At 62.7% G+C, this 13387-nt stretch carries 11 protein-coding genes; 2 read left to right on the top strand and 9 right to left on the bottom strand.

Annotated elements, in window-relative coordinates; translation table 11 throughout:
- Positions 1-7: 7 nt before the first annotated feature.
- On the top strand, positions 8-1786 hold the full coding sequence (locus tag HCU66_RS22930) for an acyl-CoA dehydrogenase C-terminal domain-containing protein (protein WP_205890712.1): 1779 nt from the start codon (positions 8-10) through the stop codon (positions 1784-1786).
- 103 nt (positions 1787-1889) lie between these two features.
- A complete protein-coding gene (locus HCU66_RS22925) occupies positions 1890-2897 on the top strand; it encodes an Ldh family oxidoreductase (RefSeq protein WP_205890711.1) in 1008 nt (335 codons plus the stop codon).
- A 222-nt stretch (positions 2898-3119) separates the two neighbouring features.
- Here HCU66_RS22925 and HCU66_RS22920 read toward each other — a convergent pair whose 3' ends face one another.
- From HCU66_RS22920 to HCU66_RS22880, 9 genes are all read right to left on the bottom strand, one after another.
- Entirely contained in the window at positions 3120-4700 is a 1581-nt protein-coding gene (locus HCU66_RS22920; protein WP_205890710.1) for an aldehyde dehydrogenase (NADP(+)), read from the bottom strand.
- A gap of 137 nt (positions 4701-4837) precedes the next feature.
- The gene (gene abaF, locus HCU66_RS22915; RefSeq protein ID WP_205890709.1) at positions 4838-6235 is read right to left on the bottom strand and encodes a fosfomycin efflux MFS transporter AbaF; all 1398 of its coding nucleotides are present in this window, start codon (positions 6233-6235) and stop codon (positions 4838-4840) included.
- A 71-nt stretch (positions 6236-6306) separates the two neighbouring features.
- On the bottom strand, positions 6307-7224 hold the full coding sequence (locus HCU66_RS22910) for a dihydrodipicolinate synthase family protein (RefSeq protein ID WP_018928306.1): 918 nt from the start codon (positions 7222-7224) through the stop codon (positions 6307-6309).
- A gap of 114 nt (positions 7225-7338) precedes the next feature.
- The gene (locus HCU66_RS22905; RefSeq protein WP_205890708.1) at positions 7339-8367 is read right to left on the bottom strand and encodes a trans-3-hydroxy-L-proline dehydratase; all 1029 of its coding nucleotides are present in this window, start codon (positions 8365-8367) and stop codon (positions 7339-7341) included.
- 71 nt (positions 8368-8438) lie between these two features.
- Positions 8439-9161: an amino acid ABC transporter ATP-binding protein gene (locus HCU66_RS22900; RefSeq protein WP_205890707.1), complete on the bottom strand. Its 723-nt coding sequence runs from the start codon at positions 9159-9161 to the stop codon at positions 8439-8441.
- Positions 9154-9804, bottom strand: a complete 651-nt coding sequence (locus HCU66_RS22895) for an amino acid ABC transporter permease (RefSeq protein WP_205890706.1) — start codon at positions 9802-9804, stop codon at positions 9154-9156. The genes HCU66_RS22900 and HCU66_RS22895 overlap by 8 nt, the downstream gene beginning before the upstream one ends.
- Positions 9805-9814: 10 nt before the next feature.
- On the bottom strand, positions 9815-10480 hold the full coding sequence (locus HCU66_RS22890; RefSeq protein ID WP_205890705.1) for an amino acid ABC transporter permease: 666 nt from the start codon (positions 10478-10480) through the stop codon (positions 9815-9817).
- On the bottom strand, positions 10473-12251 hold the full coding sequence (gene lhpI, locus HCU66_RS22885; protein ID WP_205890704.1) for a cis-3-hydroxy-L-proline dehydratase: 1779 nt from the start codon (positions 12249-12251) through the stop codon (positions 10473-10475). Before lhpI ends, HCU66_RS22890 begins: the two co-directional genes overlap by 8 nt.
- A 10-nt stretch (positions 12252-12261) precedes the next feature.
- Positions 12262-13080: an ABC transporter substrate-binding protein gene (locus HCU66_RS22880; protein ID WP_205890703.1), complete on the bottom strand. Its 819-nt coding sequence runs from the start codon at positions 13078-13080 to the stop codon at positions 12262-12264.
- Positions 13081-13387 lie beyond the last annotated feature (307 nt).

The following is a 13387-nucleotide window of genomic DNA, read 5'->3' as shown; positions in this document are numbered from 1 at the left end:
GCCAACTATGTCTGATTACAAAGCTCCTTTGCGCGACATGCGCTTCGTACTCAACGAAGTCTTCCAGGTGCCCCGGCTCTGGGCCCAATTGCCTGGCCTGGCCGAGGTGATCGATGAAGAAACGGCCGCCGCGATTCTTGAAGAGGCTGGCAAGATCAGCGCCGAGGTGGTCGCGCCGCTGAACCGCAGCAGCGACGAACAAGGGTGCACCTGGAGCAATGGCATCGTTATCGCTCCCGAAGGTTTCGTCGCGGCTTACCAAGCGTTCGCCGCAGGCGGTTGGGTGGGTGTCGGCGGTGACCCACAGTTCGGTGGCATGGGCATGCCCAAGGCGATTTCGGCTCAGGTCGAGGAGATGGTCAACTCGGCGAGTCTGTCGTTCGGCCTGTATCCGATGCTGACCGCCGGGGCGTGCCTGTCGATCAATGCCCACGCCAGCCAGGAACTCAAGGAACGCTATCTGCCGAACATGTATGCCGGCACCTGGACCGGTTCCATGTGCCTGACCGAGGCCCATGCCGGCACGGACCTTGGCCTGATTCGCACTCGCGCCGAGCCTCAGGCCGACGGCAGTTTCAAGATCAGCGGCAGCAAGATTTTCATCACCGGCGGCGAGCACGACCTGACCGAAAACATCATTCACCTGGTGCTGGCCAGACTGCCCGATGCACCCGCCGGCCCCAAGGGCATTTCACTGTTCCTGGTGCCCAAGGTGCTGGTGAATGCCGATGGCTCGCTGGGTGAACGCAATGCGCTGTCCTGTGGTTCGATCGAGCACAAGATGGGCATCAAGGCGTCCGCGACCTGCGTGATGAACTTTGACGGCGCCACTGGCTGGATCGTCGATGCGCCGAACAAGGGGCTGGCGGCGATGTTCACCATGATGAACTACGAACGCCTGGGCGTGGGCATCCAGGGCCTGGCGTTGGGTGAGCGCTCGTACCAGAACGCCGTCGCATACGCCCGTGACCGTCTGCAAAGCCGTTCGCCGACGGGCGCGCAGCACAAGGACAAGTCTGCCGATCCGATCATCGTGCATCCGGATGTACGGCGGATGCTGTTGACCATGAAGGCCTTGAACGAAGGCGGACGGGCGTTTTCAAGCTACGTGGCCCTGCAACTGGATACCGCCAAGTACAGCGATGACGCGGCAACTCGCACCCGCGCCCAGGAACTGGTGTCGCTGCTGACCCCGGTGGCCAAGGCGTTCCTCACCGACATGGGGCTGGAAACCACGGTGCACGGTCAGCAGATCTTCGGCGGCCACGGTTACATCCGCGAATGGGGCCAGGAGCAACTGGTTCGCGATGTGCGCATCACTCAGATCTACGAAGGCACCAACGGCATTCAGTCACTGGACCTGGCCGGGCGCAAAATCGTCGGCAGCGGCGGGGCGCTCTACCGCTTGTTCGCTGCCGAAATTCGCCACTTCACCGCCAACGCCTGCGCTGACCTGGGTGAGTTCACCAAACCGTTGAACGCCGCCATGGACACCCTTGACGAACTGACCGCGTGGCTGCTGGATCGAGCCCAGAGCAACCCGAATGAAATCGGCGCGGCCTCGGTCGAGTACCTGCACGTGTTCGGCTACACCGCGTACGCCTACATGTGGGCGCGAATGGCCAAGGCGGCCATGAGCACGCATTCCAAGGACGCTTTCTATGCCAGCAAACTGGCCACCGCGCGCTTCTACTTCGCCCGTCTGCTGCCGCGCATCCACTCGCTGAGTGCATCGGTCAGGGCCGGTAGCGAATGCCTCTTTAAACTGGATGCAGCGCAGTTCTGATCGAAAGGGCACTGTGCCAATTTCGTCACCCTCCGTCTCCAAACCGATCAAGCCACATCCCCTTGGATCGACCACGCTGAGCGGTCTGTCCAAGGAGATGAGCATGATCCGATTGACCCTGATTCAAGCCCGTGAACTGGCCGAATCGATCCTGTTGCACAACGGTTTTAATCTGGCCCATGCGCAAGCGGTGGCGGCGACGGTGATCGCCGGCGAGCGCGATGGCTGTGCCTCCCACGGCTTGTACCGGATTCTGGGCTGCGTGAATTCCCTGCGGGCCGGCAAGGTGTCGGCCGATGCCCAGCCACGGGTGATCGACCAGGCGCCGTCGATTGTGCGGGTGGATGCCGGGGGTGGCTTCTCGCAATTGGCGTTCCAGGCGGGTCTGCCGTTACTGCTGGAGAAAACCCGGGCCAACGGGATTGCGGCGTTGGCGATTAACCACTGTGTGCATTTTTCGGCGCTGTGGGTGGAGATCGAGCAGTTGACCGCAGTTGGTTTGGTGGCGCTGGCGTGTAATCCGAGCCATGCCTGGGTGGCACCGGCCGGGGGACGGGTGCCGGTGTTCGGCACCAATCCCATTGCCTTTGGCTGGCCGCGTGCGGAGCAGGATCCGTTTGTGTTCGACTTCGCCACCAGTGCGATTGCCCGTGGCGATATCGAGTTGCATCGGCGTGCCGGCAAGGCGATTCCCGAGGGGTGGGGCGTGGATGCTGACGGGCAGCCAAGCACCGATGCCAAGGTGGTGCTCGACGGCGGCGCGATGCTGACGTTCGGTGGGCACAAGGGCTCGGCGCTGGCGGCAATGGTGGAGTTGATTGCCGGGCCTTTGATCGGTGACCTGACCAGCGCCGAGTCACTGGCTTACGACGCGGGCAGCAAGTCATCGCCGTACCATGGCGAGTTGATCATCGCGCTGGATCCGCGGCGTTTTCTGGGGGAGGCCACCGAGGAACATTTGGCCCGGGCCGAAGTGTTGTTTCAGGGGATTGAAGGGCAGGGGGCACGCTTGCCGTCGCAACGGCGTTATGCGGCGCGGGCATGCAGTGTGGTGGAAGGCGTGCAGATTCCCGAGGCGCTGTACAACGACCTGAAAGCACTGCTGGCTTGAATGCGATGAAAATCCTGTAGGAGCGGGCTTGCCCGCGAAGGCCTTTTCATAGGCACTGCAAGGCTCAAGGCCGCCTTCGCTGGCAAGCCAGCTCCTACACAGCCAGATCGTGGAAATCCCGAACCTGTAGGAGCCGGCTTGCCGGCGAAGGCGTTTTCATTGCCACCGCAAGGCTCAAGGCCGCCTTCGCTGGCAAGCCAGCTCCTACAGGAGGTTGTGGTGTCAGACCGGTTCGCGGTGGCTGTTGCCATCGACCAGTCGGGCAATGCCCAGCGGGTTGGCGTTTTTCAGGGCGTCAGGCAGCAAGGCATCCGGGCAGTTCTGGTAGCACACCGGGCGCAGGAAACGCTCGATGGCCAGGCTGCCGACCGACGTGCCACGTGCATCGGAGGTCGCTGGGTAAGGGCCGCCATGCACCATCGCATCACACACTTCAACGCCGGTGGGGTAGCCATTGAACAGCACCCGGCCGGCCTTTTGTTCCAGCAGCACCAGCAGGTCGGCGTGTTCGTGCAGGTCCTGCGCTTCGCCGATCAGGGTGGTGGTGAGTTGCCCGTGCAGGCTGCGCAGTGCCTGTTGCAGCTGCGCCTTGTCGGCCACTTCGACGACGAGGGTGGTCGGGCCGAACACTTCTTCCTGCAACAGCGGGTCACCCTTGAGCAGCAGGCTGACGTCGGCCTTGAACAGTTGCGGCTGTGCTTGATTGCCGTGTGGGTCCTGGCCTGCCAGTCGGGTTATGCCGGGATGGTCGAGCAAGGCCTGCACACCTTTTTCGTAGCTGCCGAGGGTGCCGGCGTTGAGCATGGTTTGCGCCGGTTGCTCGGCCATCAAGGCACTGAGCCGCGCGATGAACGCGCTGAACTGCGGTGAGCGAATGCCGATCACCAACCCCGGATTGGTACAGAACTGACCGCACCCCTGGACCACTGACGCCACCAGTTCGCTGGCGATTTTCTCGCTACGGGCGAGCAGGGCTTCAGGCAATACGATGACCGGATTGATGCTGCTCATTTCGGCGAACACCGGAATCGGTTGTGGCCGCGCGGCGGCCATGTCACAGAGGGCGCGACCGCCCTTGAGCGAGCCGGTGAAACCGACGGCCTGGATCGCCGGATGCTTGACCAGCGCTTCACCGACGCCCGCGCCGTAGATCATGTTGAACACGCCTTTAGGCATGTCGGTTTGCTCGGCGGCGCGGATGATTGCGTTGGCTACACGTTCGGCGGTGGCCATGTGGCCGCTGTGGGCCTTGAACACCACCGGGCAACCGGCGGCCAGCGCTGCGGCGGTGTCACCGCCGGCGGTGGAAAAGGCCAGGGGGAAATTACTGGCGCCGAACACCGCCACCGGACCAACGGCGATCCGGTATTGGCGCACGTCGACCCGTGGCAGTGGCTGACGTTCGGGCAAGGCGCGATCGATGCGCGCACCGTAGAAATCGCCCCGACGCAGCACCTGAGCGAACAGGCGCATCTGGCCGCTGGTACGGCTGCGTTCGCCCTGGATGCGTGCGGTCGGCAAGGCGGTTTCGCGGGTGACCCGGTTGACGAATTCGTCATCCAGGGCATCCAGTTGCGCGGCGATGGCCTCAAGAAATTCTGCACGGCGAGTCGCCGGCAGATTGCGAAATTCCGGGTAGGCCGCCGCGGCAGCTTGGGCGGCGGCGTGCACTTCCTCAGCGGTGGCTTGCATGAACGAGTAGGGCAGCGCTTCGCCGGTACTGGCGTCATGGCTATGCATTGCGATGTTGCCAGCGGCGCTGCGGGTGCCGCCGATGTAGTTGTGGCCGAGGATCTGGGGCATAAAAAACTCCTGTCGAAAAAGGTTGAAATCGGAGCCTTTGTAGGAGCGGGCTTGCCCGCGAAAGCGGTGAGTCAGGCGACATCAATGTTGACTGTACCGCCGTCTTCGCGGGCAAGCCCGCTCCTACAGGTATTGGTTCAAGCCAGCGAATCACCCCGGCGCGCGGCGGCCGGCACGGCGTTATCCAGAGCAGCAATACGCGCAGCGGATTCAGCATCCACCTGATGCAACGACTTGCCACGGGTTTCCCGGGTCAGGCCGACGGCCACGATGGAGATCAGCGCGGCGCCCACCAGGTACAAGGCGATCGGTGTCGAGCTGTGGTACTTGTTGAGCAGGGTGATGGCGATCAGCGGCGCGAGGGATCCGGCGAATATCGGCGCCACCTGGTAGCACAGCGAAAGGGCGGTGTAGCGAACATGGGTCGGGAACATTTCGGCCATCAGCGCCGAGTAGGGCGCATAGGTCATCGACTCGATGGCCAGGCCCAGGGTGATGGCGCCGATGATCAGCCAGTTGTTGCCGGTGTCCATCATCGGGAAGCCGATGAAGCCCCAGAACGCAGTGAGCACCGCGCCGATCAGGTACACCGGTTTGCGCCCCACGATATCCGACAGATAGCCCATCAGCGGGATCAGGAAAAAGTGCAGCAAGTGCGCGCCGAACATCAGCAAAAGAATTTCCGAAGTGTCCTTGTGCACCACCAGTTTCAGGTAGGTGATCGAAAAGGTGACCACGGTGTAATAGAGGATGTTCTCGGCAAACCGCGCGCCGATCCCCACCAGCACCGCGCGCCAGTGATGACGCAGCACTTCCACCACGCCCAGTTGTTGCTGCTTGGTCTGCGCTTGCCGGGCCTGGGCCTCCTTGAAAATCGGCGCGTCATCGACGCTGGTGCGAATCCAGTAGCCGATCAGCACCACCACCGCCGAAAACCAGAACGCCACGCGCCAGCCCCAGGCGAGGAATTGTTGTTCCGACAGGTTCGATGACAACAGCAGCAGGGCGACGGTCGCCACCAGGTTGCCGGCCGGCACCCCGGCTTGCGGCCAGCTGGCCCAGAACCCCCGACGATTGTCCGGGCAGTGTTCGGACACCAGCAGAATCGCGCCACCCCATTCGCCACCGAAGGCAAAGCCCTGGATCAGGCGCAGCAGCACCAACAGCACCGGCGCGGCATAGCCGATGCTGTCGAAGCCGGGCAGGCAACCCATCAGGAACGTGGTGACACCGACCACCACCAGGCTCAGTTGCAGCAGGCGCTTGCGGCCGAATTTGTCACCGTAGTGACCGAACACCAGACCGCCCAACGGACGGGCGAGAAAGCCGACCGCGTACAGGGCGAAGGCGGCGATGATGCCGTCAATCGGGCTGTCGGTCTGGCGGAAGAACAGCTGGCCGAAGACCAAGGCCGAGGCGGTGCCGTAGAGAAAGAATTCATACCACTCGGCGACAGTGCCGGCCATGGCGGCGGCCACCACGCGTTTGAGTCCCGAGGGTGTGGTTGCGCTGGACGTGCTGTGAGGATTGGACATGCTGACGTTTCCTGTAGAGGCGCAAAAACAGGTAGCCGGGCCGGACCCGCAAGGATCCGCCCGGCAATCACTCAGAGACCGACGTCCGGCAACTCCGGACGATTGGCCATGGCCTTGGCCATGATCTGCTCGACGAACTCCCGATCCGCTTGCGGCAGTGCCAGGCGTGGCGGACGGGTCAGGGCGCTGCCGCGACCGGCGATGGCTTCGCAGAGCTTGATGCACTGCACCAGGTCGGCACGGGCATCGAGGTGCAGGATCGGCATCAGCCATTCGTAGATCGGCATGGCTTCGGCGAAGCGACCGGCCTTGGCCAGGCGGAAGATGGTCTCGCCTTCTTTCGGGAATACGTTGGACATGCCCGACACCCAGCCTTCAGCACCCACCGCGATGCTTTCCAGCACCACGTCATCCAAACCTGCGAACAGCACGAAACGGTCGCCGACTTCATTGCGCACGTCGATGAAACGGCGGGTATCGCCAGAGGAATCCTTGAAGCACACCACGTTGTCGCAGTCGGCCAGGGAAATCAGGATGTCCGGGGTGACATCGTTTTTGTAGATCGGCGGGTTGTTGTAAACCATCAGCGGTACGTCGGCGTTCTTCGCCACGTAGCGGTAGTGCTCGGCGGTCTCGAACGGCTTGGAGCCGTAAACCAGCGCCGGCATCAGCATCACGCCGTCGACACCAACCCTGCGCACCGCGTTGGCCACCTTGGCCGCTTGCACGCTGGTGAATTCAGCCACACCGCAAATCACCGGCACGCGGCCGCGGGAAGCGTCGACCGCAACTTCGGTCACGGCGATTTTTTCTTCGGCGGTCAATGAGGTGTTTTCCCCCACCGAACCACACACCACCAGGCCCGATACGCCGTCACGGATCACGTTGGAAATCACCTGATGGGTTTTTTCCAGGTTGATGGAGAAGTCATCGTTGAATTGAGTGGTCACCGCGGGGAAGACGCCACTCCAGTTAATGCGCTTGCTCATTGTTGCCTCCGGTTCGTTTTTGTATTTCGTATACGATATTTTAAATGCCGATACTCGGCCAGTGGTTTTTTCAATCAATCAGGGGTTTTGGGTTGCCGTTGGTCTGGGGGAGTTTCAGGCACCTGGCCAGGTGTCTGACAGGCGATAGCCCTGTGGCCAGGGATCGCTGGGGTCGAGCAGCAATTGGTGGGTGCCGGTGATCCAGGCCCGGCCGGAAATGCACGGGTAGATCGCCGGGCGGCCGGCCACTTCGGTCATCGAATCGATGCGGCAATGGAACTCGGAACCGAGGATCGAACGGCCGATAAAACGTTCGCCCACCTGCATCAAGCCCTTGGCTTGCAACACTGCCATACGCGCCGAACAGCCAGTGCCGGTGGGGGAACGGTCGATCTTGCCGGGTTGAATCACCACCGCGTTCCTGCCGGTGGCGATGCCGTTTTCAACGACAATGGGCGCGGCAATCTGGCAGAAGGAAATGTGCGACCACTCAGGGTTCAGCGGATGGACGAAGCCCAACTGTTCATTGGCCGCGCGAGTGATGTTCAACCCGACCGCCACCAGGTCGGCAGCTTCATCAGGACGTATGGAAAAGCCCAGGCGTTCGGCGTCGGCGATCACAAAACTGTCACCGCCGTACGCGGTGTCGACCTGCAATGAGCCGAGGCCTTCGACTTCGATCCAGGCGTCGAGGCGGTCAGCGAAGGAGGGCACGTTCTTGATTTCCACCCGTTCGACCTTGCCGTCACGGCAATCGGCTACGGCCTCGATCAACCCGCCGGGCGCTTCGAGCACCAGCCGGGTTTGCGGTTCGGTCATCGGCAAGATGCCGCTGTCGAGCAGCACCGTGGCGACGCACAGCGAGTTGGAGCCGGACATCGGTGGCGTGTCGGCCGGTTCCATGATGATCCAGGCCATTTGCGCCCGAGGGTCTTTGGCCGGCACCAGCAGGTTGATGTGGCGGAACACGCCGCCGCGGGGTTCGTTGAGGACGAAATTGCGCAGGGTTCCGTCCTTGGCGATCCAGCGCGATTGCTCCCAAACGGTGGTGCCGGGCGGTGGGGCGACACCGCCGACGATCACATCGCCGACTTCGCCTTCGGCGTGGCAGCTGACCACATGAATGACTTTCGATGAGCGCATTGCCTGCTCCTTGTTTTGTCTGTCAGGGCCCCTTCGCGAGCAAGCTCGCTCCTACATTGAGGGGCCAGTCGTTATTTCACTGATTTAAGAAACGCCGCCGTTTCCGCATGCACCGGATTGCCAATCACCTGATCCGGCGAGCCAATCTCATGCACCAGCCCATTGCGAAAGAACGCCACGCGGTCGGACACGTCGCGGGCAAAGCGGATTTCGTGGGTCACCAGCACCATGGTCATGCCGTCTTCGGCGAGCATGCGCATGGTGTCCAGCACCTCGCCCACCAGTTGCGGGTCGAGGGCCGAGGTGGCTTCGTCGAACAGCATGTAGTCCGGCGACATGGCCAGGGCGCGGGCGATGGCCATGCGTTGCTGCTGGCCTCCGGACAACTTGCCGGGGAAGGTCTTGAGCTTGTCGCCAAGGCCCACGTGGGTCAGCTGTTGCACCGCCAGCTCTTCAGCTTCGGCCTTGCTTTTGCCCAGCACTTTGCGCGGCGCCAGCATCACGTTTTCCAGCACGGTCAGGTGTGGGAAGGCATTCCATTGCTGGAACACGATGCCGATTTTCTGCCGCAGGCGGTTGAGGTCGGTGGCGCGGTGATGAACCTCGACGCCGTCGACGCGGATGTTGCCTTTCTGGATCGGTTCCAGGCCGTTGATGCACATCAGCAGGGTCGATTTGCCGGAGCCCGAGCCGCCGATGATCGACACCACTTCGCCCTTGTCCACCGTCAGGCTGACACCCTTGACCACGGCCAGATCGCCGAAGGATTTATGTACGTTGTCGATCTCAATCATTTTCTTGCCACCTTCTTTCCAGACGAGCGCCCAGGCGTGCAACCACCAGGCTCATGACGTAATAGATAAGGCCCGCGACGCACAGCACCAGCAACGGTTCCTGAATGCGGGTGACGATGGTTTGCGAGGCGCGCAGCAGTTCGACGATGCCGATCCACATCACCAGCGCGGTGTCTTTCATCACCCCGAGCACCAGGTTCAGCCAGCCGGGGAAGGCCACGCGGGTGGCCATCGGCAGGACGATCCAGCGCAGGTCCTGCAAAAAACTCAGGCCCAGCGAACGACTGGCCCGCCGCAGGGTGAACGGCACCGACAGCACGCCGCTGCGCACGATCTCGGTGAAGTACGCGGCGGTGTAGACCCCCAGCACAATGCAGCCGACGCTGAAGGCGCTGAGGTTCAAGCCGACGATGCTTTTGAGTGAGTTGAACAGCACGAACTGGATCAACAGCGGCACGCTGCGAAACACGTCCAGCACCCAGGCCAGGGGCAGACTGGCCCGTGGCAACAGCGCCCGCAGCAGGCCAAACAACAGCCCGGCGACGGAGCCGAGGATGATCGACCAGAACGTCAGTTGCAGGGTGACCCAGGCGCCGTCGAGCAGGAACAGCAGATCATTCCAGGAAAAACTGGTGGAAAACATGGTCAAGCCCTCAGTAACGGAACAACCGCCAGGCCATCAGCCGGGCTGACGCGACGATCGCCTTGGCAATCAGGTAATACAGCGCCGCGGCGATGGCGAAGTACTCGAAGGTGCGGAACGTTTTGACGTTGTAGTCCTGGGTCACCCCCGTCAGGTCATTGTTCAGCCCGACGATCACCCCCAGCGACGTCATCAGCACCGCCCAGACCATCTGATTGGTCAGCGGGTAGAAGACGATCCGCAACAGCTGCGGGACGATGATCATGCGGTAGGCCTGGAAGGCACTCATGCCCAGCGAACGCGCGGCGCGCACTTGCGTGTCGGGGACGGCCTTGAGGCCGCCGCGAAAGTTCTCCGCCAGGTACCCGGCATTGTTGAAGGTGATCCCGGCCAGCAGGGCGAACCATGAGCTGACGTGCAAGCCCAGCGAGCCGAGGCCGAAGTAGAGGACGTAGATCTGGAACAGCGATGGCGTGTTGCGCGCAATCGATACCCAGCCGTTGCCGATGCCACGCAGCAGCGGGTTTTTGTTTTCGCGCATCACCGTCAGGGCCAGGGCGATCAGCACGCCGAAAATCATCGACAGCGCGGCGGTCTCGAAAGTGACCCAGGCGCCGGCGAGCATGTCCGGCAGGGCGCGCAGGGTGGCGCGCCATTGGAAGGTGTAATCAAACATGCGCGAGCGTCTCCAGAGGGGGGGCAGTGTTCAGCCAGGCCGGCAGACGACCGCTGGCCGTGGCACTGCAAGCGGTGTCGACGCATTCGGCGAGGCTGGCGAAATGCACCTGGCGACCCACCAGGCCGGGTGCGTAATGGGCGTATTTGCCGGAGTTGGTCATCAAGGTTGTTGCACCCGGCGGGATCACCGGTTCGCCGAGCATGCACCAGCAGGTATCGGTGACCAGGGTCGCGCCGAAGGCTTCGATCACGGCGATATGCCCGGCTTCGCGAGCCTGCTCCAGCACGGCCCGGCCGCAGGTAATGGCGAGGACCACGTCAGGGTGTTTGTGCCGACCGAGGCACAGTCGCGCCAGATGAGCGAACTCGCTGAGGGAGAAATGCGGGTTGCCCAGCGAGACCACATCCACCCGACTGTCGCGGGCGCTGTTGAGTTCGCGCCAACTGACCAATAGATCGTTCAGACGGATTTTTTCCACGGGTAGGGCTACATCCACATCCAGCACTTGTGACGGGTCGATGGCCTCCGGGGTGATCCCGGCGATATGGAACAAAGGGGCGGCGGACGTGGTGGCAAACGCCGCGCCGAACGCCTTGAGGTCGTCCAGGCTCGGCTGGTGCTTTTCCAACCCGCGCACCAGTGGAATCCGGCTGCCCGCCAACGCGCCGATGTGGTAACCGAGCAGCGGGTAGAAGGCGTCGTCCAGTTCACCCAGGGCGGGCACTTCGACCTGCAATCGGGCCTTGCGTTGTGCGTCCAGGTGGCAGCCGATCAACGGGGCGCGGCCGGTCAGGGCGATGCAGATGTCCAGGTAGTCCGGGTACTTCAGGGTGCGTGCACCCAGCACACTGTTGGCGTAGACCACCGCGTTGGATTCGGCCCAGACGATCTGTTCGCCCGCCTTCGGTGCGCTGTCGAGCAGGTAGGGCGCGCAGGTGAAACTGAGTTGCGCGCCCATCGCCATGTAGGCATCGCCCAAGGCACTGGCCGGTTCGCCGAGCGCCGGGTCGATGCCCAATTCGCGCCAGCGGCGCTGGTCCACGGAAATCGAATTGAGGGTGGTGGGCACTCGCACTTTTGCGCCCCATTGCACCAGTTGTTCGGCAAAGCGCAGGCTCGCCGGTCCCGTGTAGATGCAGCCGTCGATGTGCGCCTGGGTGACATCCACCAGACGGCGGGCACCTTGCAATTCGGCCATGCGCAGGACGATCTGCATGGCCACTTGCGCGGCCTTGCCCTGCAGGCCGTCGAGTAACGCCCGGTCGTGTTCGGTGAGTTCGAGCGGGGCGCTTGGGTCTTGCGTTTGCAATGGGCTGTCGAGTGCCTGCCAGGCATCGCCCGGCAGGTGTTCGAACACGGTTACCGAGGCGCCATCGACCCGAGCGAAAGCCTTGCCGCGCAACGCGGCGAAGGCCTCCCGGCCGATGCACAGCACCGGCAGGGAACGCTCGAAAATCGTCTGCGCGACGAGCACGCCCAAGGTCAGGATCTCATCGGGTTCGGCCAGCACCAATGCGGCCGGTGCGTGGCCGTTGCTGATCAGTTCCATCAACACGCTGCTGCCGGTGCACGAGCCGCGACCGCTGGGAATGGCCAGCACGCGGCCGGCCAGGTATTCGCCGCTGAGCGGGTGGTGACGGTCAATGATCTCGCCGCTAAACGGATCGACCCCGCCCCAAAAACTCAACCCGATATCGGCGAACAGCAGGGCGCCCTCGGCGGCGCCCGCGACCAGACTGCGACCGGTCAGAGAAGTGGGCCTAGGCATGCCGGATACCTCAGTAGTAGACCTGGGGCACGGTCAGGTTGGTCGGCGAGATTTCAGTGCCGACCCATTTGACGAACAGTTCCTTGTAACGACCGGTGCGCACCTGTTGGTTGACGAACAGGTTGAGGTAATTGAGCAGGCCATACTCGTTGCGCTTGGCACCGAGGGAGACGTAGTCGATCACGTACGGCGCGTTGCCGGCGACTTTCAGGTTTTTGTATTTGCCCGACTTGAGGGTGGCGGCGGCCACGGTGTTGGTGACCACGGTGGCAGCGATGTGGCCTTGGGCGACGGCCAGCAGGGTGTCGTTCTGCGACTGATAGGCGCGGAAGGTGCCAGTGCCCCAGCTCTTCACGTCTTTCTCCAGAGCGATGGCTTCATAGGTGCCGCTGGTGTTGCCCACGGGTTTGCCCTTGAGGTCATCGAAGCTGTTGATGCCAGTGTCGTCGCGGGTCAGCACCACCATCTGGAAGGCGAAGTAGGGCACTGTGAGGCCCACGGTCTTGGCCCGTTCTAGGGTGTCGGAAGTGGAGGCGACGATCACATCGGCCCGCCCGGAGACCAGCGCCGGAATGCGGTCCGGGAACGGCGTCTCGACCACTTCGGCCTCGACCCCGAGGATTTTCGCCAGGTCACGGCAGTAATCCACGTCGAACCCGGCCGGGTTGTTACCGGCATCGCGGAAACCCATGGGCGGGAAGTCCAGGGTCACGGCGCAGCGCAGCTTGCCCGAACCGATGATGTCGTCGAGCTTGTCGGCCTGGGCGGTGGCGATAAAGGAGGTACTGAGAACAGCGCTGAGGGCTACGGCAAATGCGGGGGTTTTCATAGAGGCCTCGTTGATGTGAAGTGCTGTTGGATATCGTATTGTGGATTTCGTATACGATATTAAATATAGCAATCAACGTGCCCGTTTCCAGGCGGAGGCGCGAATTAATCGTCAGGCCTTGGAGTAGAGGTGTTGCGGTGCATCAGCGTGATGCCGTGAGGGGCGAGGTCCGCAATGGCGGGTGTTACAGATGGGAGCAATGGATGTGCGGGGCGCCCCTTTAAGGAACACCGGCGCGGTCTTCTGATCGTTCTTGATCGTTCCCACGCTCCGCGTGCTGATCGTTCCCACGCTCTGCGTGGGAATG

Origin of the sequence: Pseudomonas frederiksbergensis (assembly GCF_017114915.1) — a bacterium.
Lineage (GTDB): Bacteria > Pseudomonadota > Gammaproteobacteria > Pseudomonadales > Pseudomonadaceae > Aquipseudomonas > Aquipseudomonas frederiksbergensis_I.
This window is presented reverse-complemented; position numbering and strand designations above follow the sequence as displayed.

What these genes read in the sequence shown, in the direction of transcription:
- HCU66_RS22910 (WP_018928306.1), bottom strand. Translation starts at nt 7,224, where the DNA reads ATGAGCAAGCGCATTAACTGGAGTGGCGTCTTCCCCGCGGTGACCACT.
- HCU66_RS22900 (WP_205890707.1), bottom strand. Translation starts at nt 9,161, where the DNA reads ATGATTGAGATCGACAACGTACATAAATCCTTCGGCGATCTGGCCGTG.
- HCU66_RS22920 (WP_205890710.1), bottom strand. Translation starts at nt 4,700, where the DNA reads ATGCCCCAGATCCTCGGCCACAACTACATCGGCGGCACCCGCAGCGCC.
- HCU66_RS22925 (WP_205890711.1), top strand. Translation starts at nt 1,890, where the DNA reads ATGATCCGATTGACCCTGATTCAAGCCCGTGAACTGGCCGAATCGATC.
- abaF (WP_205890709.1), bottom strand. Translation starts at nt 6,235, where the DNA reads ATGTCCAATCCTCACAGCACGTCCAGCGCAACCACACCCTCGGGACTC.
- HCU66_RS22930 (WP_205890712.1), top strand. Translation starts at nt 8, where the DNA reads ATGTCTGATTACAAAGCTCCTTTGCGCGACATGCGCTTCGTACTCAAC.
- lhpI (WP_205890704.1), bottom strand. Translation starts at nt 12,251, where the DNA reads ATGCCTAGGCCCACTTCTCTGACCGGTCGCAGTCTGGTCGCGGGCGCC.
- HCU66_RS22895 (WP_205890706.1), bottom strand. Translation starts at nt 9,804, where the DNA reads ATGTTTTCCACCAGTTTTTCCTGGAATGATCTGCTGTTCCTGCTCGAC.
- HCU66_RS22880 (WP_205890703.1), bottom strand. Translation starts at nt 13,080, where the DNA reads ATGAAAACCCCCGCATTTGCCGTAGCCCTCAGCGCTGTTCTCAGTACC.
- HCU66_RS22905 (WP_205890708.1), bottom strand. Translation starts at nt 8,367, where the DNA reads ATGCGCTCATCGAAAGTCATTCATGTGGTCAGCTGCCACGCCGAAGGC.
- HCU66_RS22890 (WP_205890705.1), bottom strand. Translation starts at nt 10,480, where the DNA reads ATGTTTGATTACACCTTCCAATGGCGCGCCACCCTGCGCGCCCTGCCG.